At 43.5% G+C, this 25,275-nt stretch carries 20 protein-coding genes; 3 read left to right on the forward strand and 17 right to left on the reverse strand.

The genetic code is table 11. The annotated features are described in order from the left end of the window. Positions 1-6: 6 nt before the first annotated feature. From LOZ80_RS20320 to LOZ80_RS20330, 3 genes are all read right to left on the reverse strand, one after another. Positions 7-687 (reverse strand): 7-carboxy-7-deazaguanine synthase QueE, encoded by a 681-nt coding sequence (locus LOZ80_RS20320; RefSeq protein ID WP_238166426.1) that lies wholly within the window; start codon positions 685-687, stop codon positions 7-9. Continuing rightward, positions 687-1,160, reverse strand: coding sequence for a 6-carboxytetrahydropterin synthase QueD (gene queD / locus LOZ80_RS20325; RefSeq protein WP_189008945.1), 474 nt, complete (start codon positions 1,158-1,160; stop codon positions 687-689). Before queD ends, LOZ80_RS20320 begins: the two co-directional genes overlap by 1 nt. Before the next feature lie 61 nt (positions 1,161-1,221). After that, complete coding sequence (locus LOZ80_RS20330; protein ID WP_238166427.1) at positions 1,222-1,503, reverse strand: hypothetical protein; 282 nt, start codon at positions 1,501-1,503, stop codon at positions 1,222-1,224. A gap of 160 nt (positions 1,504-1,663) precedes the next feature. Between LOZ80_RS20330 and LOZ80_RS20335 the strand changes: the two genes are divergently transcribed. Beyond that, complete coding sequence (locus LOZ80_RS20335) at positions 1,664-2,293, forward strand: nitroreductase family protein (RefSeq protein WP_238166428.1); 630 nt, start codon at positions 1,664-1,666, stop codon at positions 2,291-2,293. Positions 2,294-2,356: 63 nt separating this feature from the next. Here LOZ80_RS20335 and LOZ80_RS20340 read toward each other — a convergent pair whose 3' ends face one another. Further along, the gene (locus LOZ80_RS20340) at positions 2,357-3,439 is read right to left on the reverse strand and encodes a hypothetical protein (protein ID WP_238166429.1); all 1,083 of its coding nucleotides are present in this window, start codon (positions 3,437-3,439) and stop codon (positions 2,357-2,359) included. 154 nt (positions 3,440-3,593) lie between these two features. Here LOZ80_RS20340 and LOZ80_RS20345 point away from each other — a divergent pair, with 154 nt between their 5' ends. Beyond that, positions 3,594-3,680 carry a YjcZ family sporulation protein gene (locus tag LOZ80_RS20345; RefSeq protein ID WP_238173054.1) on the forward strand — a complete coding sequence of 29 codons (87 nt, stop codon included), beginning with the start codon at positions 3,594-3,596 and terminating at the stop codon, positions 3,678-3,680. 52 nt (positions 3,681-3,732) lie between these two features. On the opposite strand, the gene LOZ80_RS20350 is transcribed toward LOZ80_RS20345, so the two are convergent. The 7 genes from LOZ80_RS20350 to LOZ80_RS20380 form a co-directional block, all read right to left on the reverse strand. Continuing rightward, positions 3,733-5,169, reverse strand: coding sequence for a glycosyltransferase (locus LOZ80_RS20350; protein ID WP_238166430.1), 1,437 nt, complete (start codon positions 5,167-5,169; stop codon positions 3,733-3,735). A 5-nt stretch (positions 5,170-5,174) separates the two neighbouring features. Continuing rightward, positions 5,175-7,283 (reverse strand): hypothetical protein, encoded by a 2,109-nt coding sequence (locus tag LOZ80_RS20355; RefSeq protein ID WP_238166431.1) that lies wholly within the window; start codon positions 7,281-7,283, stop codon positions 5,175-5,177. A 110-nt stretch (positions 7,284-7,393) separates the two neighbouring features. Next, positions 7,394-8,200: a Cof-type HAD-IIB family hydrolase gene (locus LOZ80_RS20360; protein ID WP_238166432.1), complete on the reverse strand. Its 807-nt coding sequence runs from the start codon at positions 8,198-8,200 to the stop codon at positions 7,394-7,396. 60 nt (positions 8,201-8,260) lie between these two features. Continuing rightward, positions 8,261-15,271: a glycoside hydrolase family 78 protein gene (locus LOZ80_RS20365; RefSeq protein WP_238166433.1), complete on the reverse strand. Its 7,011-nt coding sequence runs from the start codon at positions 15,269-15,271 to the stop codon at positions 8,261-8,263. An 8-nt stretch (positions 15,272-15,279) separates the two neighbouring features. Then, positions 15,280-16,323, reverse strand: a complete 1,044-nt coding sequence (locus tag LOZ80_RS20370; RefSeq protein ID WP_238166434.1) for an S-layer homology domain-containing protein — start codon at positions 16,321-16,323, stop codon at positions 15,280-15,282. Positions 16,324-16,678: 355 nt separating this feature from the next. Next, entirely contained in the window at positions 16,679-17,431 is a 753-nt protein-coding gene (locus LOZ80_RS20375; protein WP_238166435.1) for a pseudouridine synthase, read from the reverse strand. A gap of 5 nt (positions 17,432-17,436) precedes the next feature. Continuing rightward, positions 17,437-18,966, reverse strand: a complete 1,530-nt coding sequence (locus LOZ80_RS20380; RefSeq protein WP_238166436.1) for an RsmB/NOP family class I SAM-dependent RNA methyltransferase — start codon at positions 18,964-18,966, stop codon at positions 17,437-17,439. Positions 18,967-19,149: 183 nt separating this feature from the next. Between LOZ80_RS20380 and LOZ80_RS20385 the strand changes: the two genes are divergently transcribed. Further along, complete coding sequence (locus LOZ80_RS20385; RefSeq protein WP_238166437.1) at positions 19,150-19,659, forward strand: thioredoxin family protein; 510 nt, start codon at positions 19,150-19,152, stop codon at positions 19,657-19,659. 35 nt (positions 19,660-19,694) lie between these two features. On the opposite strand, the gene LOZ80_RS20390 is transcribed toward LOZ80_RS20385, so the two are convergent. The 6 genes from LOZ80_RS20390 to LOZ80_RS20415 all read right to left on the reverse strand — a co-directional run bounded on the left by LOZ80_RS20390 (position 19,695) and on the right by LOZ80_RS20415 (position 25,258). Then, entirely contained in the window at positions 19,695-20,798 is a 1,104-nt protein-coding gene (locus tag LOZ80_RS20390) for a GerAB/ArcD/ProY family transporter (RefSeq protein WP_238166438.1), read from the reverse strand. A gap of 11 nt (positions 20,799-20,809) precedes the next feature. After that, positions 20,810-21,043 carry a hypothetical protein gene (locus tag LOZ80_RS20395; protein ID WP_238166439.1) on the reverse strand — a complete coding sequence of 78 codons (234 nt, stop codon included), beginning with the start codon at positions 21,041-21,043 and terminating at the stop codon, positions 20,810-20,812. 7 nt (positions 21,044-21,050) lie between these two features. After that, complete coding sequence (locus LOZ80_RS20400) at positions 21,051-22,250, reverse strand: Ger(x)C family spore germination protein (protein WP_238166440.1); 1,200 nt, start codon at positions 22,248-22,250, stop codon at positions 21,051-21,053. Between the two features lie 18 nt (positions 22,251-22,268). Then, positions 22,269-23,867, reverse strand: a complete 1,599-nt coding sequence (locus LOZ80_RS20405; RefSeq protein WP_238166441.1) for a spore germination protein — start codon at positions 23,865-23,867, stop codon at positions 22,269-22,271. A 170-nt stretch (positions 23,868-24,037) separates the two neighbouring features. Then, on the reverse strand, positions 24,038-24,457 hold the full coding sequence (locus tag LOZ80_RS20410) for a DUF309 domain-containing protein (RefSeq protein WP_238166442.1): 420 nt from the start codon (positions 24,455-24,457) through the stop codon (positions 24,038-24,040). 3 nt (positions 24,458-24,460) lie between these two features. After that, a complete protein-coding gene (locus LOZ80_RS20415) occupies positions 24,461-25,258 on the reverse strand; it encodes a GTP diphosphokinase (protein ID WP_238166443.1) in 798 nt (265 codons plus the stop codon). Positions 25,259-25,275 lie beyond the last annotated feature (17 nt).

Genomic DNA, 25,275 nt, shown 5'->3' on the forward strand with positions numbered 1-25,275 from the left:
CGTAAATTAAACGCCTCGCATCGCCGGGTCCCAAATGATTTTGTGCAGCTGCATATTGAGTTTTACCTTGGACAAGCCCGCGCTCAGCATATGCTCGACAAGCTTATGCGGCGGCATCGTCTCCCACACGGGGCTGAACATAGGCAGCGCCTTCGTGGGATGCTGCTCCAGCACATTCACCGCGGTGGAGAAATCAAGCTCGCTACCGATGACGAACTTAAGCTCGTCCTGTTCACGCAGCAGCGCGAAGTTGCTCATAATCATCTGCTCCGTCTCTCCGGAGTCAGGCAGCTTGAAGTCCATAATGTAGCGCACCTTAGGCGATGCCACCCGCTCCACAAACATCGCGAGATCGATCGCGCCATTCGTCTCGATGTGCAGGTCATCGACCTGCTCCAGCTCGGCGAGCGCTTCGATCAGTGCGAGCGACTTCTCGCCGTACAGGAGCGGCTCGCCGCCGGTCAAGCAAATATGCCGGGAGCGGAACGAACTGACCTTGCTGACAATCTCAGCAATGGTCATGACGTTCTCCGCTTCCGCCGGCGGGTAGCTGTACTTGGTGTCGCACCAGGTACAGCGGAGATTGCAACCAAAAAGACGGACGAAGATCGTCGGGAACCCGGCACGGGTTCCTTCCCCTTCAACCGTCTCGAAGATTTCGACCATCGGAATGCGGATATCTCGCATTACACATCCTCCTCCATCATGGCGCGTGTGATCGCCGCGTAGCTGGTTGGCGTCTCCCACAAACGAATTTCCTCCAGCTTAATCGCCGGATACAGCTGCTCTTCCACGAGCGCTTGGTGAATTTCTTCATACATCCAAACGATCATATTTTCAGCAGTTGTATTCATAGCCGGCAGAACATCATTCAAATATTTATGATCCAAACGATCAATGACCCGTTCCTTGGCTATACGTTTAATATCCCCAAAATCTATCGCGATCCCCCGGCTATCCACTTGTCCACGCATAATAACTTGCAGCTTGTAGGTATGGCCGTGCAGACTTTTACATTTTCCCTCGTAACAATGCAAATGATGTGCACTGTCAAACGTAAACTCTTTGGAAATCAAAACGAATTTATTGTGATATTTTAATTGGTTCTCTTGGATGTCACGCCCCAACAATTGAACATCTCTGGGGATTTCGTAGCTCATATCTATCACCTCATAATAATAAAAAACAGTACTCTACATGATAGCATGAGGAGCACCATTCTCACAATCCATCCGATGGATTCCTTCTCGCTTTGGGCGACCAGTCCAAATGACTGCGAATTTCCTGAATCCGCTCATTCTCATTTCTTAAATCAGATTCAATAAGAGCTGTCAAACTTTCAATCTGATGAATCACCGTATCGGGGAGTTCAACTTCCTCCAGAGATTTAACAATATATAACAAACATTGCAGAGTCTCATCCATCAAACTCTTCTTCTTCCCCGTGAGCACAACCTCTGATAAAAAAACAAGATGGCTCAGTTCTTTTTGTGTCAATTTCAAGAGGACCCCCCCTTTCATTCTTTCATTATCCAACATTTTACGACATCACGAAAGACTCTCTTGACAGCTTTAACTATAACATTTATGATTACAGTATAAATTGTTAACAAATAAAGCACACTATAAAGAATTCATTTTTATTTCCTGGAGGGAAACCCTAATGAGCACACAAGTACAAAACGAAGTATTAAAAGTATTGGAAGAGCGTCACTCTGTCAAACAATATCAAACGGGTCACCAAATTCCTAAAGCGGATCTGGATGCCATCTTGACTGGAGCTACCTTGGCACCTTCTTCCTGGAATCTGCAACACTGGAAACTGCTCGTCATTGACGATCAAGCTCAGAAAGAAAAATTGCTGCCAATCGCTTATGGACAAAAACAAATCGTTGAAAGCTCTGTAGTTATTGCTGTTCTAGGAGATCTGGAAGCTAACAAAAACGCTGCTGCTGCTTTCGGTCCAGCTGTAGAAGCAGGCTTCATGCCGCAAGCTGTCTTTGACACCTTGGTTGGTCAAATCGAAGGAGCTTACCAATACCCGCAAGTCGCTCGCGATGAAGCTATCCGTAATGGTTCCTTGGCTGCCATGCAGCTTATGCTAGCTGCTAAATCCCTTGGCTATGACACTTGCCCAATGGGTGGTTATGATGCTGGTAAATTCGTTGAAGCTTTCAACGTACCTTCCCGCTATGTACCTGTTATGTTGATCAGCCTTGGATTGGCTGCTACGCCTGCAAGATCTGCTGGCCGTTTCTCCTTGGATCAAGTTGTCGTTTCCAACACTTTTTAATTAAAATGAACAAAAGGCATGACTTCCATCTGAGTATGGGAGTTCATGCCTTTTGTATGTGTGTTAATGAAATTGATCCGTTTCAAACCATATTTCATCGATAAGCTTATTGCGATATAGCATAGACACATTAAAGGTTTCATAGTCTTGTTCTTTATCCAGCTCGTCCAGCAGTAAAGAAGCGATTAACTCTCGGTCATCCGAATCACCAGGTTCCCGGAAATCAATAAACCCTGTCAACTGCCGAGAACTGACATCAACCGTAGCTGTGCCTATCGGCAAGCCGCCATAAGACTGCTGATAGATTTCATACGTTAACGAATCCCCATCATCGCGAGCCATTACAATCGTATAATCCTCCGGATTAGGCGGAAGCGCGGCATCACTATGCATATCTTCGACCAAATCCAATAAATCAATGTGTGTCAACTCCACCGTATCAATCGTTTCTCCGTTATATATCATATTGAAAATGAACGTATCCGTCTCATCCTCGTTGAAATCGGCAACAACTAACTCCGTCACCAAATCCATTTCTTCATCAAACGGGTCAAATTTCCAAATGACATCGCCAATGACATCCGAACCATATACATGCGTAGACGCTTCAGCCACCAACTCTGAATCCTTATCATAAACATGATATTCTACACGATTTCTGTTCTCCGCAACAATAACAAGCTCATAACCATGCTGCTTCTTACGCTCTTGAATCATATCCATTTGATCCAGCCCATAATCAGCATCAATGTCATCGAAACGCGTCTCATCACTCACCCATTCATAATCGACGGTTTCATCATGGGATTGCCGGATATCCGCCAAATTGTCCACCTCGAATATAGCCGGCTGCATAGCATGATCTGTCGCAATGACAAAGTCATACTCACTGTAACTGACCAGAACCTCGCATTCCTTGATTCCATAGGCGTCAATCACATCTTGAATATACGATTGTACGAACGCATACACCTTTTTCTTGTTTGCGATCGTAATGGACTGCTGCTCCAGATGAATCGAGCCTTTAAGTCGATCCGATTCCCTGTAGACTAGCGTTAACGTACCGACAAACTCCCCATTATACATAATATCGCAGACTTCGCCGCCTGCTGTTTTCAGGTCGGGTCTAAGCATAATATCGGCCACGACTTTACTCGCCTCCTCTACAGATCTTATAATTCTTCTGTAGATTCCCCCAACATCGACCAATTTATGAGTAACCAGGATAAACGTCTATACACATTTATCCCTTGTTTCATATGCTATCTTATAACTAGCGTCAAAAAGGAGGAAAATCCACATGTCAGCAGTCGGTGCATACTCATCCGGGGCCATCTTGGTACTCTTTATTTTATTGGTTATTATCACTAGCGCTTTTGTTATTTAAAAAGACAAAAAGAGACGGGACCCACGTCATATGACGTTGGAACCGTCTCTTTTTATGAACTCATAGATTCATTCAATCGTTGGCGTTCGTTTTCTATGGCAGTGATTTTGGCTTTCAGCCTTTCACTAACATCTTTTTGTTGGCTGTGCTTGACGAAAATACTTTTGGCTCGGCTTAATTTACCTGAGCGCATAGCAAGTTCGCCTAAAGCTACCTCTACCTTCCACTCACCGAGTTGGTAATCCGCACTCACGCTGCCACGATAGTAAGGTAGACTAGACAGCGATTTCTTATAGCCGATCTCCGCTAATCGCAGCAAGGCATCTGCTTGCTTCACCCGAACCTGAGCCAGCATATAGTGAGCATCCGGGAAATCGGGATGACTGGCAATCAGCTTGTGACAATAAGCTTCCGCTTCAGTGAAATTCATACGTACCATCATAATCTGATATAGAAACTTATACACATCAGGCATCCTGCCAAACATCGGTGTTTGCAGCCCCAGGCGCTCCGCCTCAAGCAACGCGGCATACGCCTGGTTTTCTTCGCCAATTCCTAGCGACTCCCTGCCGTAATACAACCAATGACCAGGGTTCTCCGGCTCTTCGAGTGTCATATGCTTCAACAAGCGTAGATTTCTTTCGAATTTGGCTCTGCTTTGCATGACAGAAGGTTCGTAGCCGAAATGATACAACCTGATTTTAACCGCGCGTCGGTACATATCATTGTGGAAAATCCCCTTGTCAGTTCCCACTTGTTCATGCACACGTCCATAGAATCTAAGCCCTCTGCGCACAGGAAACATGCGAACTTGTGAGAAATCATGGTGAATCGTGCCACTCACTTGATTCAAATGCCACACGTGCAGGGCAGGAACCACATCCAAATGATGAAATACACCTGCTGCTTCTCTCAAGGAAGCGATGTCTTCAGAAAGCAACACATCATCCGCATCAACCCAAATCACCCAGTCGGTTTTCACATGCTCAAGACCTGTATTGCGTGCCGCGGCAAAGTCGTCATTCCAGGTAATCGGAATAATCTTTACCTTAGGGTACTGAGCAGCAATAAGGCGCGTTTCATCCGTCGAGGAGTCTACGAGGAGAATCTCATCTACAGCTCCTTGCAAAGCTAAGATGCATTTTGCAATATTAGACGCTTCATTCTGAGATAAAATGGCGGCTGTTAAGGTGACCTTGGGCACCTCGAGCAGATCTTCAATATCCTCCCGGGGCTCACCCGCCGCAAGCTCATCCAGCCGCTTATAAATATGGGCTGCCCACTGCGCTTGAGGATCAAGCAGCCAAGCGCGGTCGAAAACGCGTTTGGCTGCTTGGCCTTGATTTTGAAGCAAAAGAGTTTCACCTAGCATGACCCATAGTTGGGCGTCTAGCGGGTTTTTGGCAAGAGCCTGTTTAAGTTCGGTTTCCGCAAGGGCAAACTGTTTATCCGTTAGGAAGCTTGATAGCTTATCTTGTAATTGATCCATACTCACTACGCTGGATGTGGCGGCTGGATTGGTTTGATGAAAGGCACGATAAATTTACGACTACCACTATTTCCCTGACCTTTTTCAGGATCAATAATAAATATTGCTTTAGAATTACCCGGTTCGCTATCTTTGATTCGCATTGTGTAACTACCTGTTTCATACGTAATTTCAGAATCAGTAATTACATCTAGATAATCAAAGAAATGTGAAACTAGCTCATCGTAACTAAATGATGGGTACAAACTAGTGAAACTAATTGCTGGTCTACTATAATCAGGATCTAAAGTATCGTTTGGTGAGATCACATTGATTCTAAAATCGCTCTGATACATCACATATCCCGTCTCATTCAAAACAGATAAAACTGTAATATCTGAACTCGTGCCAGCCCCGGATAAAGCAGCATCAAATTTCAAATAGTGACCTTCGTAGACACTGGCTGTTACCGATGATTGATTTTTTGATCTATAACTGACAATGCTTTTGTCGTCTCCAATTCCCCATCTGCTTCTATAATCCACAATGAAGCTGCTAGTTCCGGCAGCATTAGATTCGTACATATCCATTCCGTTGATACTATCAGGGAATAATCCTGAACTGTCGTTGCAAATGGAAACATCTAGTTCAGTAGGCACTTCGTGTTGAGAATCATAGGCAAGTATCTTGTCTATGCTCCCACCGTGACTATTGAGTATTGAACTTTTAAAAATACTCCCCTCGATACCTATTGTTTCTATGCTGCCACCCGAATGCAAAAGATTAATCTCATAATGCATACGATCATTTTCAGGATCTGTAAACATTTCACTTAAATCAATCTCTGAGTTATTGGATAAATAAAGAACAGCATTGCTCGGATTGTAATCTGGATTGGAATGTGTTGAAAAATGATGAACAATTTCGTTCGTTAAATTCAATACAGGGGAGCCATTTTTCACAGTTACCGTGAAATTCGGACCTTCAGGTTGACTGTTACCATCACTATATGATAGTTCAAAAGTTACTACACCTTCACGGTGTGGCACTAGCGTAATATTTCCTTCTTCATTAATTATTGTTGCAATGTCAGAATTCGAAGAAGCAAACGATACTGAAATGTTATCCCCATCCGCGTCAGTAAAGAAATCTTTCACTCTTCCAAGAGAAACGTTCCGCCCAGCGGTAACTTCACGATCATTAAAAGGATGATTTACATTCAAGACAGGAGGATGATTAATCGTACCAGTACCAGTAACATTCACAGTAACCGGGCCAACCGAAACTACCCCACCTTTCCCATCACGCGCGAACACCTTGAAGGTACTGGTCCCAATTGAATTAGGCTTAATTTTCCACAGAGTTTGAGGTTCCTCTTCTGATCCTCCTTCTTCTTCAACAGGGTAATACTCTACGATGTCGGCAGAATCACCACTTAATTTAACGATTGAAATCTGAATCTCATCCCCGTCAATATCAGCGAAAAAGCTCTGAAGATTTTTCAATTTCAGTTTATCTAGGTCTGTCTCGTTTTTGTCAATCGTATAACTAGTCACAAATGAACTTGGTGTAATTTGATATGGTGCATGATTGCCTTCCGTAGTTCCAGGGGCTTTGGCGGGGCCGATTGTGGTAAGCAGATTTTTTATCGAATTAGCATCCGAATACTGCGATGGGTTAGCGATAATTTTTTTGACTGTTTCTACGATGTCAAAGTTTTTAGGTGCAGTTAACGTGTCGTCCACGGTCACATCAAACGATTCGACGAATCTCAGACCATCATTTCTAAACATAATTGTGAAACTAGCTGTCCCGACTGAAGCTGGATTAATTTTCAACAAGCCTGCTGAAGCTAAACTCTCATCACGGTCAGCAACTGCCAGATTGCTCGAAGTGATTACAAAATGGTCGCTGTATTTCCCAAAAATGGCATTCAAATCGATTGTGTTCGAAACTCCGTTTAAAGGAATCACCATATTACTTATTTCGTTGACAGGTACGGGTGGTGGCAGTTCATTGGCTGAAACGTGAACATCAAGCGGCGTTCCCCCAACAAAAGGCAACGTCACTAACGCAGTCGTTAAGGCAACCTTCATTGCTTTTCCCTTTTTCTTAGATTTTAACTCTTCTCCCAATCACATCACGTCCTAACCTAGTATTCTTTCTCCCATTCTACCATACGTAATAATATGGAAAAACCCCCAAAACGACAAAAACCCCCAAAAAACGGGGATTTAATCGGAATTTAATTTGATAAACAATACTTTATTAAAGCTTCATGCACACCCTCATCATTATTAGATGATGTTATCACATCCGCAGCCTGCAAAACACCCGCTGGAGAATTAGCTACTGCAACGCCAAGACCTGCGAAATCCATCATTTCCAAATCATTGAAGTAGTTGCCAATAGCCATAATTTCACTAGGATCTATCTCTAATGACGAAGCCAAAGCCTTCAAAGCATTCCCTTTATTCGCGATCGGATTCATCACATCAATAAATAAATCTCCGCTGCGAATCATCCGCAAATGACCGTATAATTGCTGTTCTTCCCAATCTTGCTGTACGCGATCGAGCACATCCGGTTGGCTAAAAAGCGTGTATTTGACAATCGGCAGCCCTAGCTCTGATACACTCGTAACAAGCTTAGGGGTGATCAAAAATTTCTTGTACATCTGTTTCTCATAATCACTAATGCGCTCAATATACATGTTGAATGACGTACAAACATCAAAATGAATGGATTCCCTTCTTACATAACTCAACATAGGCTCAATTTCAGGCACTGTAAAAGCAAACTCGTTAACTAACGTAAGTCCCCGCTCATCGGCGTAAACCGTCGCAGCTCCATTATGGGTAATCATGGTTCCTTCCAAACCCAATTGCTGAAGAAGTGGTAACGTGCTGTCTGGTGCTCTTCCTGTACAAAGCACGATATGACATCCTTGATCATGAACTTCTTGAATCGTTGCAATCGTCTTTTCTGTTAATTCATGATCATCATTTAGAAGCGTTCCGTCTACATCCAGAGCAATTAATCGATATTTCAAAGTTTTCGCTCTCCTTGTAATTCGCGTTTAGATCGTTTTATTGTACCATAGGAGTATTGGTTATTGAACCCTATGCACACCAACTGATTTATTCACATTGCCTATGATTTGGATCGGGATATCTTCCCATTTCACAATCCCATTCTTATATTGAATGCGAAAGTGAATCGTTTGTAATCCTTCCGGCAAACCCTCTGAAAAAGACTGAAACTTCGGATCAAATAATTCACCCTGAAATAAAACGGCATCTCCTGCTGAAGTGCTCAAGCGCTCAGACACATAAAGCGGCTGCCCATCTATCCCCGTCGAATCGATCCATGCTGTCACTTCCTCCACTGGGGCCGGTGAACTGATACTGGATACTACGAAAATTTCCCCAGAATAAAAATCTTTAGGAGGTACTGATGTTTGATGACCGCTTTTCTCATGCCATATCAGCCAATTAGCTGTGTAATTCACGCTGGATTGAATCGTTAAAGGAAGTACTGTCATCCATTTGATAGCCGTTGAGGAGAGAAAATTATCAGTAACAGTTAACGAAATCTTATACGTGCCAGGATTTAAGAAGAGATCTGTCACATCTTTCGTGGAAAGTTGTTTGACAGTCCCATCGGGATGCTCAACCATCCAGAGAGCGGTTAACTTATCACCGTCAGGATCCGTTGATAAATTGTCGATCCGAACACTATCACCTTCCCAAACTGGCTTAGGGGACCAATCAAAATCTGCTGCCGGTGCGCGATTTATGTAAAACCACGTTTGATCTGAGTAGTTAGACCAAGCAATTCCATCAAAAACTCTAACACGTACACGAAGCTTCTCCCCTGCTGGCAAATCTTGATTTACGACCCAACTTCCTGAATTAGACATCGTTCCTTGATAGAACTGACCGGAATCAACAACCATAAGGTTGTTCGCTTCATTCGTAATCTGCAATTGGAAATACATATACGTTGTGGCCGGATCAGAATCAGATTGATTCCACTTAAAAGTAGGCCTTAACTCTGAAAAAATAGTAGGCGTCGTCTGCGACCCGCTGGGTACAGCCATGCTGGCTGTTGGTGGACGATTAGTAATAAACCAACCCGAGTTCGACCAATTAGACCAGTACTTCCCATCGTAGACACGAACTTGCGTTTGTAAAGGTTTTCCGTCATTCGGCAGCAGCCCTATGGAGAACGGATTTTCAGCAATCCATGAAGTTAACCGCGTGTAGTAGGAACATCCGTACCTCGATCCTGAGTCCGAATCCACGCTGCATCCAGATTCATAGGACCCACTTCGTGAAACATCATAATCCCCCCCAACAGAAGCGTACTTCAGCTGCATTCCGTTTTCATCCAAAACGCGGTACTGCCAGCTTTTGAATTCTGTATTCGCATCAGCATCGGATTGGTTCCATGATGGGATCAGTGAAGTCCCTGTTATTGCTGTTGGGTTTGTTCGAGTTCCGTTCGGGTATGTCAGCCATGCATTTGGGGGAAAGCCGCTGCTCATGTATTTTTCATCCCATCCAGACCATAACCCCAATTCATCCTGAACCCTTACTCTAACTTTATACACTTGATTACTGTTCAAGGTCATATAGTAGGAGGCCGACATAGGGACGACTGTTCCATCACTTACTGCATTCGCTGATCTGACAACATTGGGATTCGCATAGCTAATCCAACGGTACTGAGGATTGCTATAATAATCGTACCAGTAATACTGCACATCAATTTCGTAAGCCTTAATCATACTGTCATCATCATAATCCACAGCATTCCACGAAAAAAGCGGATTCGTAGTGGCAGATCCCGAGGGATGGTCATAATCCACACCAGAGGGTGAGATAAGTTGGACAAAAGGGGCATGATTAATCGGCGGAGCATTAAGCCAAATAAAAGCTTCTGCCCAGTCAGACCAAGCGCCAAATTCATCTTTGACAGCCACCCTGAACGTGTACATGCCCATTTCTTTTACTCTGCTTATTTTACCTTCTTCAGAGGTGCCATCAGGTAAAATGTACTCGTATTTACGATCAAGAATACCTCTATTCGCACAGTAATTGATGCCTGTAGATTCCGTCGAACATATCCCTTCTGATAACCAGCGATCCGGATCGTAGCTTTGATCATCATAAGTCACATTATAATAAGGATCCTGTGACACCTGAAGAACGCTAATCGGCCTTCTGTGAATCAATACATTTCTGATATATGGATCTGATTCCGATTGGTAAGCTCTGAAGGTAGCATTTGGGTAAGCATAATCACTAGGCGCAGGATCATCCGTCCCCCACAAAGTCATCCGATAGATACCGACCTTGTCCAAAAGTTTAATTGGATCGCCCGTAACAACTTCTCCATGGAAGGCAGAGAGTCCACTTTTGCCATCCCCGGCATCTAGAAACTTCCCTGAATGGGTATGCTCGTATTGCCATTTGTCCTTGACCTTAAGGTGTGGATCTAATTCTGGGTCATTGAACTCCGTTTGATAAGTCAACGATTCACCCGCTATACCCACATCGCTTATTTTATTGGTGTCGAGGATGGGAATCTTCACCGAGACATTACGAAACTGCGAGCCAAAACCACCAATAAATGCTCCATAACTACCCGAATTAAACGTACTATCCGAAACATCAAAAATCGGCGTCGCTCCCATCCTTACTTTTATTTTGGAGCCCCGGACAGATATTTTAAAATTAGTAAAATCTGTTGTAGGTAATGCTATCGAACTTGAACGTAATTCAGTTCTTACACCATTTATTATTTTGGATAGCGATAATCGGTTTGAAATCACTTCTAGCCTATACATATTAGTATGATTTTGTGCTCTGAAACTAATGCCCGATGGAGAATTGACACTGTAGTTCGGATTCGTCTGCATAAAATCAAAGTAATAATCAGCGTCCGAGAGATCCGTATCCTTCTTCAAAATTTGCCCCAACTCGTTCGCACCATAATCTGGTTTCGTCACTACTGCACCTTTGATCGTGTAATAGTAATACTTTTCGTAGGAACCCGTATAATCATCATCATAACTCGATATATAACTGCCCGCACTACAAGAGCCGCAGGAGGTACGGATAATATTGTAACGCCGATCCTTATAATGACGCTCATGTGCGATCACATAAAACTCACCATCTGCCCCGAAACCTGCACCATCCATCGTAAACTGGTAATCTTCATACAAGACAGAATAACTTTTCGTACTAATAGGTCTCATTCCAGCGGTAGTATATTCGGCAAGCTTAACAGCATGCTTGTTGGCGATAACTATTTTATTCAAACCGTCAACGACATAAACGAAACCATCAGCCGAAACCGTAAACCGTATATCTCGAAATGACTTTCTTTCTGTATACTCTCCGCCATTTAAATAATTGGCATCCCCACCACTATGTCTCTCAGCATCATCGTAAGGAACACTACTAATGTCAAGCCTTGTAGTCACTCCTGTGTGCTTATTGTAGGATGTCAAATAATTTGTGATTGTGCCCCTATTGCCCATGCTGTAATTACTGCTATTCGTACTACTACTGTAATTGTAATATGTATTGTTATCATCGCTATGCCCAATAACAACAACGTCAGTATCTTCGTATGTTGCACCACTTGTCAGCGGAGGTTTACTAATCGAAGATGCCGGAACGATCACCCCTGTTTCTACATCAATCCAATCCGAAGAATCACCGCCACAGTACCAACAATAATTGGGTTTAAATAAAGTAGCAGGAAGTTTTATTTTCGTCCCATCATCATTAATCTCCATAAAAGAAGAAGTACCCGCTTGATAAGATTCGGCAGGAAGCTGCAGGTAGTTTAATACACTATAACCTCTATATTCAAAGCTTTTCACCCAAGAAATATTCCCATTGGCACCTGTTCTTGTGTAATCACACCAATAATGATAGACATCATCGTCGTCGCTGTAATCCGCGTAATAATATTTGCAAGTTAAGGAGTAAGAACCTCCTTTCGCATCATAGGATAAATAGTTCCCAGGATGACTAGCTGTCGATCCTGAATAAATACCTGTTTCGTATTTGACAACGGGCTGAGAATAAGGTTTTCCCGTATTTACATTGATCGTACCACCCGTTGAATCAGCCATCAGCGTTGTTACCAACAATCCACCAATTGAGGCAACGCCATACCTTTTTCCAAGGAATTGAGTGCTGAAAAGCTGCGGAACGTTGTAGCTATGACTTGCATTCATGCCTAGTGTAACGGTTGAAGGTGTAAAAACAAGATTTGCAGCTGGTGCGTTGTAAGGAGCCTTGCCGTAATGAGACGTAAAACCTTTCGTCACCGTGTTATAGGTAAGTCCAATATTTCTCACTTTATCGAAATTTGAATTGATCAGACTGGAACCTTGCCATGGATCTCCAAAAGCCATCAGCATCTCATTCTCTTGCATGGTATTAAAAAGTGGCGGCTCCGGATTTGCACTAGTCACAGTAAAAGAAACCTCTGGCGAATCATTTGTAATATGAATTGAAAACTTTTTCGTATCCGTCAATCCCCAGTCTTCAGTGGTCTGAACCGTGACTCGATATCTACCCACTTGACTTGCTGGAAGCGATGAATAACCCCCAACTATCAATGGTATTGCTATAGGGGAGTGCTCTTCATAATTTCCATCATTATCGCTGTCATATTGATAACTTGCTGTTGTAGCAACAATGATATCGTTATCTGGACTAAAGGACATATCCTTAAAAGGGACATTTCCCCGAACAGCCATCAGCGGTAAATTAATTAAAGCGACAGGTGGTCTGTCTTCCTCAACATGAATTTGTTTAATGGCTTTATTCTCTGGTAAATTTCGCACTCCGTAATTATCCGTAACTTCAAGCGTTATGGTTTCAAAACCCACAGTAGGATAAACCAGATGTTTATTGGTCCAAAATTGCTGTGCAATTGTTCTATTTTTTGCTGGTTTACTGCAAGCGCCATTTATTGCATTGGCTGACAGTGGTCTATTTTGAACGACACGATTAGGAACGTTTATACATGGCATTGGTTCGGGGCGCATAATTTGGATCGTCGCTTCTTTTTGTGTACAAGCTCCTATCGGGTCGCACATTCGCGCTGTAATCATATGATCGCCTACTGTGTTGGGTGCAGTTAGCCCAGTTAACTTATCCTCGCCTTTTAAATAACCTTGTGATGGAAAACTTTTTATCCACGTGCTTGCGCTTTCGGCGAACCGCCATTCAAAAGTCACAGTATCATCATCAGGATCATAATGATTTGGAGCAATTTCAGGTAATAAACGAACATTCAGTCTATCGCCCACTACAGCGTCCATAATAGGTGTACGGCTGTAGTAATCAATATCTGCAAACCAGCCAATCTCAAATTGGGGAGGACGGTTGGGTGGCTTAAGTCCAATCCTAAAAGTACCAGTACCAAAATAAGAGGTCCCTCCACAGCTATCTTCAAGCTTATACTCGATTAATACATTTCCGCTCTCCAAGTTTCCTGGATATCCGAGATATCCCATCATCCCATAGGCAAAAATAGAACTGTCGCTAGTAGACGAAGCCTTCAACGTACTCCAACCATATTGTACATAGCCCCCTGTTTCTTGCGATAAAACAAACCTGCCCCTCACAGGCGTACAACCAGAAGGAATCGTCCAATCCGCTTGTATGATATTGCTTTCTTTCCACAGTATTGATGGTTTATCTGCTTTCGTAGTCCCGCTGAAATTGCCACCACTCGGTGAGCAGCTGGACTGGGGAACTATCATTTGACTCAACACATTGTTGGTTGAACTTGACTCGGGGATTGAATCATTGGAGTCGACAGAAAGTGTGATACTTTTCGTACCACTGAATATGAAGGGGACCACCTCCGTAATTGTTTGTCCAGAACTGACACCTGAGGTGTAAGTGAAAGTTTTGAAGACTGCACCATCTGCAGCCACCGTTATATTAAAAGAGGATTTGCTTGGTATATCGATACCCAGATTTTTAAACTTGATCGTGATGTTGGTACTGACATTCAAGGCAACACAGGATCCTGCGTCGATGGAAAGCGCAGCAAGATCGGGTTTGACTGGCGGGGTGTAGGTTACGTCTATGTACATTTGGTATTTGTAGGTTGTTCCTTTCCATAGGCCTATGGCGTACATTAAATAATTTCTCAATAACCCACCAGAGCCATCTAAGTCGAAAGTATCCATCACTTGAACACTCGGTACTGAATCATCTAACAGCATCATCGTGCGAATCATGCCTTTTCCTAAAATATCCCCTTTTCCATAGGCAAGCGGTTCCGCTCCATAATCTATATCAGGTTTTTCTGCTTTAATAATTTCAATTGTATTCTGAACAAGTTTATCCCCATCAGTAATATTTGCACCTACCCCAGTTAAGTTTGCAGTTGCATCTGAAAGAAACCAATTGTTTGGTCTATCCACAGTATATGCTGTTGTTACTGCGTAGCCTTCCTTAGAATAATCTGCTATCTTATCACCGCTAGCTCCATTCATGGTATATAAAGAGGATTGGTACGAGTATCGTAAGTCTGGCCCAAACATTGTAGGATTTGTATAACTAAATGACTCAGTTGTATAGCGTTTCCTTCCATAAGATGGTATCCTACCGGGGAACGGGGACTTTTCTAACCCATCATAAGCACCATTAAACTCAATTGGATATGGTGTTTTACTAGCGTTATGCTCCCATACTTCACCTTTGGGCTGTCTATAAATTTGGTGCATGGGTCTCGTCTCAGTTTTACCGTAAACAATGGTAGTTCCTCCACCAAGGTTATTTATCATTACTTTATTTGATGCAAATCTGACAGTCCCACCTGCTCCACCTTGATTGCTTAACGTAACTCCAGTTATAGAACCGTTTATTAGTGAACTGACATCATTTTCAAAGTCTTTTGTAGAGGATGATGAATATTGTGCTGAAATTGATGAAGTACTAAAATTACTTTGTTCAAAATTGTAATAAAGTCTAATAGTGCTGGTTGCATGTATTCCACTTGAATCTAAAAATTGTAACATCAATTCTATAAAAATAAGGGACATAATAGAGCGTCTTATGAATTTTTGCAGCATCTAGCCTCCTATTTACCTGCTAATATTACATGTTTTCCTAAAATGTCAAAAACAATAGAATCATTGGATATTCTATTAGGAATAGCGTAGGCAATAAATCCTTCATTTATTTGGACTGTATTAAAACGCATCCAACGAGTTAATTGTTGTTCTGACAATAATAGGTGTCTGGATGCATCCAATTGAACTAACATTTGCTGGGGAATTAAATCAGGCGTACCCACGCTAGCTTGTGTAGCATTAACTGTAAAGTTTGCAAAGATTACTTTATTTCCAGTTTTACTCGTTGATTTCCCCCAAGTGCTCATATCAACCAATTTCATATAAGGATCATCAGCATCACTCGGATCCGCAATAATCAACTGGTTCAGCTTCACCGTAACACCTTCCCCATAATTCCAAACCGTCCCAATTTCCTTGGGTTTCAATCCCAGCATCGTCCCAACATTACTGCCAGTAGCATCAATCTCTGCCTTGCTAGCAGCATACTTATCGACGGGCAATTGCTCGCCGCGTTTTACTGCCAGTATACGCTCAATGACTGTGATTGCTTGCGCGCGGGTGCTTGTCCCATATGGTGCTAAATCTGTTGTGCTTATGCCGTGAATTAACCCCAGTGATGTAGCTTCTTGCATTGTGCCCTTAAGCGCAATATCTGTGCTTCTTACAGATAGCATCGCCATCTCATAACGTTGTAATGGCTCCGAATAACCCTCTGGAAATATATCAGGTATGACGCCTTTTTCCTTCAGACGATCCGTATACGGTTTGTACCATCCCTCTCCTTCTTGCTTGTTAACTTTCTCACCAGTAGCTGCAGCAATCATCTTCATAAACTCTGCACGTGAGATGGAAGAATCAGGTTTAAAATTTCCATCGGCATAACCGTCCACATAGCCAGATTTAACCGCATCCCGAATCGCTTGCTCGGACCAATGTCCGGATATATCCCTAAGTGAGTCCGCACCTTGAGCTAGTGAATTGTAAGCATCATATCCCAACGATCCTGCACAAATAACTGAACATACGAATAAAATAACTTTCTTTTTCAACTCATGACCCTCTTCCTTATTCAATTTCTCATTTGCTGTTGTTCATATTATTTTGTTTATCAAACTGCCATAAACAGAAAAAACCGCCCTGTAATCGCATCATACTAAGCGATAACAAAGGCGGTTCTTCCGCAAGAAATTACCAAAATCTCATAATCAAAAAATACCATATAATTGTATTTTTGTAAATCGAATTTTTGGAATACATTATGAAATTGGCGTGAATATTTGTAAATCACCTAATCAATTGGAATTTGTGCAGTAGTTTCTCCATCCAAGCTCACGCATGGTTCGATCTATTGGACTTTTTCCACTGAAAATACCCCAAACGACTAAATTATCATTCCCTGTTTTGTTATAAATGAGATTCATGAGCATTCTGCAGAGCAAGAAGCTCCTCTTTGCTCAATTCTCTCACTTGTCCCAGAGCCAATGTGGGATCGAGAGCGATCGGTCCCATGGAGATTCGTTTCAAATAGACGACTTTTTTGCCGACTGCTTGAAACATACGCTTCACTTGATGAAATTTACCTTCCATTATTGTGAGTTCAATCTCAGCATGTACCCCTTCGGACTCACTTCCTCCCTGCAATATGCGCAAAATACCTGGAAGCGTCTCATAACCGTCGTCTAAGATGACCCCCTGCGAGAACGATTCACGATCCGTTTCAGTGACCTCCCACTCCACTTTAGCAAAGTACGTTTTGGGTACATGCTTACGCGGTGAAAGCAGATTATGCGCAAGCTTGCCATCGTTGGTTAGCAAAAGGAAGCCCTCTGTATCCTTATCCAGTCGTCCCACAGGAAAAACTTCGAATGGAGCATACGCTGCGTCCAATAGATCAACAACGGTGCGATCGCGATTGTCTTCCGTAGCAGAGACAACGCCCTGCGGCTTATTCATCATCAGGTAAACGAATTCACGGTACAGGACTGTTTCTCCATTCACTGTGATGACATCTGTATCAGGATTCACCTGCATACCGCTATCTTTAACTTTAGCGCCATTGACGAAAATCGCGCCTTCTTTGGCAAGGCGCTTGAGTTCAGAGCGCGTGCCAATGCCCACATGGGCGAGTATTTTATCGAGCCGTTGAGTTTGTTTCATGGCGATTAATTCCACCTCCAGCCGGGCGGGTATTCGTTCTTGAGCATCCCATCGTGCCATTTGCCCCAGCCGATGGGATGCTCTTCAATGCAGACCAGGCAGTAGCCTTTGGCTGCCTTGATCACTTCCGGGTCGCGGATAATCTCGTTCTCCGCGACTTCGAGCGTCTCGCCCTTCAGGTACCTGAGGGCTCGCTCGTCGCTCGAAGCCAAGCTCAGCGCTCGCTTGGCTTCGCGCATGCGCAGTCCCATGGCTAGCGCATGGGACGGTTCGAATCGGCCGCGGTGCAGCGAGCCGATGTACCAGCCTGGCCGCACGACTTTCAGTCCGTGCAGCTCGGGCAGCCCTGCCGGCGACGCATACGCGTGCTCGCCGTAACAGACCAGCCGCGCGGCGGCGAAGGGCTCGCTGCGCAGCAGCTCGCCCGCGAACGCCAGCAGCGGCTCCAAACTGACCGCGTGAGGCACTGCCTCCACGCGGCCCTTGCCCCGCAGCGCCTCACGGCCGCCGCGCTTCTTCACCCCTACGTCAGCGTCGCCCACGCTCGCGACCCGCTCCTTCAGTTCCACAGCACTGACTGCTCCCGCGCTCGCCCCAACTCGCTGCAAAACAGCCACATAGTGCCCTTCGCCCTTCAGTCGATGCGGCCACAGCCTAGCTGTCCCCGCCACTTCCGCCAAAGCGCTAGGTGAATACGCCCCTTCCTCACACCAAGGAGCTCTCAACCAGTCTGGATGCCCAGCACCAAACTGATCGACTGGAACAACATGGAAATCTGCATGACGATCCAGAAATTCTGCAATCTGCGCTTCGTTCTCCTCTGGAGAAAATGTGCAAGTCGAATAAACAATCCGTCCTCCGGGAGCCAGCATCTCAGCTGCTTGTCCGAGTAATTCCCTTTGCATGTCTGCAAATTCTTGAACGGAATGACGTTCCCACTGCTGCATCATTTCTTCTTCTTTACGAAACATTCCTTCTCCGGAACAAGGGGCATCGATCAGAATTTTATCAAAATACCCCTGGAAGACAGTCAACATCCGCTCCGGTTTTTCATTTAGAACTACGGCATTTCTTACGCCCGATAGCTCCAGATTTTTAACTAAAGCCTTCACGCGATCCGAATGAATATCGTTAACGACAAGCACGCCTTCGCCTTGCATTTTAGCCGCAATCTGCGTCGATTTCCCTCCTGGTGCTGCGCATAAATCGAGAACTCGCTCGCCAGGTTGTGCTGCCAGCAACTCTACCGGAGCCATCGCGCTTGGTTCCTGAATATAGTAAAGACCTGCATGATAATAAGGATGTTTACCGGGACGCTCGCCTTCTTCATAGTAGTAGCCATCCGCAGCCCATGGCACTTTGGTCAGTGTAAATGGACTTTTGGCCAAAAACTCCTCTTTAGTAATCTTAGCTGTATTCACGCGTATGCCAAACAATCTCGCTTCGTCATAGGATGCCAGGAATTGCTCGAACTCCTCTACACCCAGTAAATCAATCATTTTATCCCTAAAAAGGGTCGGTAACTGCTTCGTCATCCAACATCTTCTCTTTCATCTATAATCTCTATCTGGTCTATTGATGAACCGATTCTTCCTATAACCTATCGGTATTATAGCTGAACTGTCACCAAACAGCCAATTATTTTCAAAATACAAACAGGATATGCTATACTTTTTATAGAAGATAGTAGATAGTAAACATCATAAAGAGGTGCATGAATGAAGAAGCTGCTTATTTATCTTGGTATTGTTGTTGTTTTATTCGGGGGCTTATATTTCGTTAATCAACAGTCCACCAAATCATCGGATCAAGCGAATGCAGGCAATCCTTACGGCGTTGCGGCGTCCAAATTAAACCCGGAAACTGTGAAGCAGTTAAACGATCCGAACTATCAGAACTTGATTCTTCCTAAGGACTTGGATCAAAGACTGAAGAACAAAGAAACATTTTTCCAATATTATTACGCCTCCACTTGTCCGCATTGCAAAATCACCACACCCGTTCTTGTTCCCTTGGAAAAAGAACTCAATGTTGACGTGAAGCAATTTAATCTAGAAGAATTCAAAGATGGCTGGCAAAAATACAAAATCGATTCAACACCTACCCTTGTCTATTATAAAAATGGCGTAGAAGTGGATCGCATGGTTGGCGGTGTGCCTGAGCAAGGTTCAACTGGCGGCAACACACCTGAGATGTTCAAAGCCTTTTTCCAAAAATATAAAGGTTAATTCATCAACAAAAGCAGCGGATATCCGCTGCTTTTTTATTTACTTAACTTATTTTTGCGCTTTCGAAGCATCGCTATTACCAACAGGATTAAGGGAATAACAAAACCGAAAGTAGCCGAGTAAAAAAGCCATATTTTCGTAGCAAATTTCATGAAATAGGCAACATCGGGGTAGGCGACAATGGAAAGCACGATCAGAATCATCCCCAGCGGCAAATATAACTGCCTGATTTCCTTCATTCTGAACACTTCACCAAACGTCAGGGTCGCAGCGTAGAAACAGATCGTCAATTTAAAATAGATCGTGATAAACCAGATGCCAGCCATAATAACTTCCAAACGCTCAAGAAAGGATCCGATGCTAATTTTTTTAGCCAAGCTATAGCTGGGGTACATTTGAACGGCCGTTAATTGATCACCCAACACAAGAATGGAAAAAAGCGATATCAGAATCAATAACACCCCGCCGATGGAAACACCAACCAAGAATGACTTCCCTAGTTTCTTCGTCGAATTAATAAATGGAATAATCATTAAGAAAACAACAAGCTCTAAATAAGGCGTTCCAATCAAAGGAATTGATGCTCTTACAATCGGCTTAAGACCATAGCCCAAAATAGGCAGCATGAATTTAATATCTACTTGGGTAGGAAGGAAAATAAACATCAAAAAGAAGAAGAGAAGGACCCAGGGCAGAAAAATTTCTGATGTTCGTGTGAATGTTTCCAAGCCATTGCGGATCCCCAGAATGACAATGGATAGAAAGAAAATGTGTGTAAATTGCAACGGTGTATCCACTAATACCTGGGTTGTAATGAAGTCCCCAAGGTTCCTTAGAACTAGCGCTGCAAGTATAAAGAAAAAGCAAAAATAGAGAAAACCTACCCCTTTGCCAATCCATGTACCCATAAGTTCTTCACAATAAGTAACGAGCGTCTTGCCCGGAAAGCGCCCCCCTAGCGAGTACAACAGAACCACCAAGATTAAACCGACAAGCAAGCCAAGCAGTGCCGCAATCCAAGCATCTTGTTTGGCATCATAAGCAAGTCCTGAAGGTGCTATGAGAATAGAGCTGCCAATTGTAAAGAGAATCGTGAGGATGGTGAATTGATGAACACCGATTTTACCTTTCTCAATCATGACTGACACCTCTATTTTAGGATACCAAAAACATAATCGCTTACAGGCTTATAAATATAAGTAAGCAAATCTAGCGGGTTGAGAAGCTTCACACGCAATTCCAGCAGAATGCTAAGCAAGGTCCCTATGAGAAGGATTGTAAAAAAGATCCAGCTTTCCAGCTTTAACTTTTTCTTCAGCAACGAAGGACCTTCTATGAAACCAATAATAGCACTAATGATAATGGTCGTAAGAGAAGTTAACACAAGGATTTCACTCCTTTGAACGCTCGATTAAAGAGTTATTTATGGTCCCCAGGCGTCGAATTTGCACTTCAACACTAATATGAACTTTCAAATCTGCAAACTCGTTTTCCCAATTCGATTTTATTCGCGTCCAAGTCTTAGGCGCTGCATCTTCAATGGCCTCTCCAAATCCAAAAATGTCGGCCTTATTTTTCTTCGCTTTCTGGATAACATTCTGCATAACACTGGTTAAATTTTTTTGAGCGATTTGCTCTAATTCCGTTATGGTTTGCGGATCTAACAAATCAATTTCGCATTGAACCTCGCTGATATTCTGCTCCACATAAACACTAAGATTGATCTCAGGCTTACCATTGACGATCTTGCCTTTCATTTTCGTTTTTTCCCGGATGATTTCTAAGGATAACGTTCCATTCTCTTGCGGGCACGTCAGATGTCCCATGGTACTTTTGACATTCCCCATAACATAGTTGTAGCCCTTACTTTCTTCTTCATTCAGCCAATCCACTAGCTTGTCTTTCTTGAATAGGGCTAACCCCGAATACTCTAAGAAGGCTTCAGGCGAAGTTAGGTTTAAATTCCCCTTGCTTTCTCCCTTTTTACTATCTCCTTTGATGATCAATCCCGTCAGTACAGCCTCTCTTGTTGGATCTCCCAGATTGGTTAGAAACCGGTCTAACTGAACACTTACCGTTGGTGACCAAGATTTCTCCGAAGTTTCCAATGTCTTAAACATTTTATTGGCCGGTATTCTCTCAATTGGCGTTAGAATCCTTAAAACTTTGTTCGCTGTTGTCCCTTTGGCAACGATGATATAGAAGTCAGAACGCACTTCATGATCTCTGGAGACACCGTCCATTACTTTGGAGATGCCATGCCGGGCAAGCTCTTCCCCAATCACCAGAATGCGCAGATGAGAAGCAAAAATTTTCCGCGGAGCCATCGTTGTCATCTTCCGAACAGCCTCCAGCGTTGAGACGCCAGAAGCTGATAGGGTGGTAATTGGGGTGCTGTAGCCGCTCCCTTTTTTGGCAGCAACTTCATTCGGATTTACGATTTGTGATGTAACTAAAAATTCTTTATCGCTCTTATCAAACCCCACGCCTACCGTGATAGCCAAATCATTCAATTCATGTCGATCCCAGCAGCCGGAGAGTACACAACCAAGCAAAGTAAGTATGCAAAAGATACAACCCAACTTCTTCATACTGGCTGAACCCCCTCCTTACTCGCGTTCCGGTTTCGATTGCGGAGAATTGTTTTCCCGAATTTGATTCTTAGGACTAATAAAGCGCGGTCTTGAGAAAAGCCCCCACTGCGGCAATCTGATAATGGTATCTTTCTGATCTGCTAGGACAAAAGGAGCCATTGGCGACATGTAAGGCACACCGAACGAGCGCAAGGTGCACAAATGCTGCACCATGCCGATCAATCCAACCGTAATTCCGAATAAACCAAATGTGGCGGCAAACATCATCAGAATAAACCGTAAAATACGTATCGGAATGCCCATGCTGAATGCTGGGATCACGAAGTTGGATATCGCGGTAATCGCAACTACGATAACCATGGCGGGAGAAACCAATCCCGCATCTACGGCACCTTGTCCAATGACCAAGGCACCAACGATCGATACAGCTTGGCCGACCGTCTTAGGCAGACGCACTCCGGCTTCACGCAAAATCTCAAAGGTTACCTCCATCAGCAGCGCCTCGACAAAAGCTGGAAAAGGGATGCCTTCTCGCTGTGCAGCCAAATTAAAAAGCAAAGAACTAGGGACAAGTTCTTGATGAAAGGTCGTAACGGCGATATAAAATGAGGGAGCCATCAACGAAATAAAGAAGCAAATATATCGCAAAATGCGTATCAATGTAGCAAATTCGGAACGTTGATAGTAGTCTTCAGCCGATTGAAAAAACTGCACGAACAGCGCAGGCGCTTTCAGGATAAATGGCGTCCCATCCACCAAAATGGCAACGCGGCCCTCAAGGAGACCAGCGGCCGCCACATCCGGTCGTTCTGTATTGTACATCGTGGGGAACGGCGTAAAGGTTTCATCTTGAATAAGCTCTTCAATATTGCCGCTTTCCAGAATTCCGTCAATATCAATTCGTTGTAATCTTGTTCGTACTTCCGCTACAATTTTGTCACTCGCAATTCCGTTAATGTACATCATGGATACAGTCGTCTGTGAAACTCGGCCAATCTTCATCGTTTCCAACCACAAATTTGGACTCTTGATCCGCCTGCGAATGAGTGAAATGTTCGTGCCAATGGATTCCGTGAATCCGTCTCGCGGTCCTCTCACAACGGATTGCGTGGAAGGTTCTTCCACAGATCGTTGGTCTCCTCCGCCCGTATTTACGGAAAAAGCAACAGAGTGGCCATTGATGAATAAGACGGTTTCACCGCACATCATGTTTTCACATAGTTCGGCGAACGTTCCTACTGTTCTGACTTCTCCACTGGTTCGAAGCATGTTTTTAATCAAATCAGGGTACAAGTAGAAGCCGGTATTGATCTCTTCCATCAACTGCGCCGATCTTGCGCTCAGCGTAGACATCATATCTTGAAAAAAAGCCTTATTGACTAATTGTTCCAAATAAACATAGCCAATTCTATGATCGGTCTCGACATCCAAGATGAGATCACCCGTTATGATATCAGAGCTATTGCCAAAAATCTTTTTCACTTGGGCGATATTTAAGCTGTTATCTTGAAAAAGGCTTTGACTAAGCTCTGGCTGAACGGGCATCTGGGCAGGCGGTGTCAAGATTCGTTCACGATTAAATATTTGATGTAGCGTTTTTTTCCATGTTCTCATGCTTTCGCCACCACCAAACTCTAAGAAATTACAAATGTCTTATGGCAAAGTCTCCCCTATATTTTGCAAAATTATGTATTTTTCATCGATCGTTTTAATTCACAAAAACAAAAAACCTAGAACTGCACTTTAAGCTTACACTTAAAGGCATGCTGTTCTAGGTTCTAACTTTATTCGCTATTTTCATGTTGAGGCGGATCCAGCTTTATTTTCAGCAGCAGCTGCTCAAGCTCCTCGTCCATAATTTGAATATCCAAATCATACGGAGCGAACGGTTCTATTTCGAATTGAAGCAGCTTAGTTAAGTAGGCTTGACTGTCTTGAATCAATTGGCCCAAATTAATACCAAGTGAATCAGCAGGATATGGAGCAAGCTTTTCTAACCCTGCACTAAAGAGCTTAATCGAGCCGCTTACGTTTCCGTTCGCATGATGATAAAGGCCCACTGCAACCTGCAGTAGACCTTGATATAAAGGGCTTCGGCCTTCTTCCAGCCAAAGCTCCTCCATGACTTCATGACATTCAAAATAGTCCCGTTGATCATTGAAATAGTACAAATAAGCTACATATAAACGATCGTAGGAGTCCATAGATTAGTTATGTTCTCCTTTTTTGGCTCGGAAGATCGCAGCCTCAATATCAGCAGACAAATCACTTAATCCATCTTCGGTTTCCCAGATTTCATTAAATCTTAGTTGAAACTGTGCGGCCTCCCGCACACGATGATAGAAGTAAAGCTCCTGAATATTGTTAAGCACTTTATTAATGAGATTCGAGTTATCCTCAAACATCTTCTGAGACTCCACAATCTCACCGCGTATACTGGACATCTCTTGATCTAATAGATAAGCTGCTTCAGCCGCTTTGCTAAGGCGGGATCTAACATCCGCTGGCAATTGCTCTTTATATTTATAATTTAAAGAATGCTCGATCGTTGCCCAGAAATTCATAGCTAGCGTCCGAATTTGCACTTCTGCTAATATCCGTTTCATGCCTAATGCCGTTTGTACGGGGTATTCAATAATGATATGAAAGCTGCGGTAGCCGCTTGGTTTCTTATTCGTCACATAATCTTTTTCATAGACTACGTTCATGTCTTGTCGACTTCGGATCAGAACTGCCAGACGTTCGATGTCTTCTACAAACTGGCACATAATTCGAATGCCGGCAATATCTTCGATGCCTGATTCCAATTGATCCATTGGCACACTTAACCGTTTGGCTTTTTCCAGTACACTCGATATTTTTTTGACACGTCCTGTAACGAATTCAATAGGAGCATACTCTTCTCTGCTTTTCAGTTCGCCACGCAACGTTTTAAATTTTACTTTCAACTCTTCTACCGCTTGTTCGTAAGGCAGGAGAAATTTCTTCCAGTCTCGTCCATCCATCCTTTTATCCTCCGTTT

It is taken from the genome of Paenibacillus sp. HWE-109 (assembly GCF_022163125.1).
Taxonomy (GTDB): domain Bacteria; phylum Bacillota; class Bacilli; order Paenibacillales; family NBRC-103111; genus Paenibacillus_E.

Excerpts from the sequence above, each read along its gene's own strand:
- LOZ80_RS20320 (WP_238166426.1), bottom strand. The coding sequence starts at position 687 with ATGCGAGATATCCGCATTCCGATGGTCGAAATCTTCGAGACGGTTGAA.
- queD (WP_189008945.1), bottom strand. The coding sequence starts at position 1,160 with ATGAGCTACGAAATCCCCAGAGATGTTCAATTGTTGGGGCGTGACATC.
- LOZ80_RS20335 (WP_238166428.1), top strand. The coding sequence starts at position 1,664 with ATGAGCACACAAGTACAAAACGAAGTATTAAAAGTATTGGAAGAGCGT.
- LOZ80_RS20345 (WP_238173054.1), top strand. The coding sequence starts at position 3,594 with ATGTCAGCAGTCGGTGCATACTCATCCGGGGCCATCTTGGTACTCTTT.
- LOZ80_RS20350 (WP_238166430.1), bottom strand. The coding sequence starts at position 5,169 with ATGGATCAATTACAAGATAAGCTATCAAGCTTCCTAACGGATAAACAG.
- LOZ80_RS20365 (WP_238166433.1), bottom strand. The coding sequence starts at position 15,271 with ATGCTGCAAAAATTCATAAGACGCTCTATTATGTCCCTTATTTTTATA.
- LOZ80_RS20375 (WP_238166435.1), bottom strand. The coding sequence starts at position 17,431 with ATGAAACAAACTCAACGGCTCGATAAAATACTCGCCCATGTGGGCATT.
- LOZ80_RS20380 (WP_238166436.1), bottom strand. The coding sequence starts at position 18,966 with ATGACGAAGCAGTTACCGACCCTTTTTAGGGATAAAATGATTGATTTA.
- LOZ80_RS20385 (WP_238166437.1), top strand. The coding sequence starts at position 19,150 with ATGAAGAAGCTGCTTATTTATCTTGGTATTGTTGTTGTTTTATTCGGG.
- LOZ80_RS20390 (WP_238166438.1), bottom strand. The coding sequence starts at position 20,798 with ATGATTGAGAAAGGTAAAATCGGTGTTCATCAATTCACCATCCTCACG.
- LOZ80_RS20400 (WP_238166440.1), bottom strand. The coding sequence starts at position 22,250 with ATGAAGAAGTTGGGTTGTATCTTTTGCATACTTACTTTGCTTGGTTGT.
- LOZ80_RS20405 (WP_238166441.1), bottom strand. The coding sequence starts at position 23,867 with ATGAGAACATGGAAAAAAACGCTACATCAAATATTTAATCGTGAACGA.
- LOZ80_RS20410 (WP_238166442.1), bottom strand. The coding sequence starts at position 24,457 with ATGGACTCCTACGATCGTTTATATGTAGCTTATTTGTACTATTTCAAT.
- LOZ80_RS20415 (WP_238166443.1), bottom strand. The coding sequence starts at position 25,258 with ATGGATGGACGAGACTGGAAGAAATTTCTCCTGCCTTACGAACAAGCG.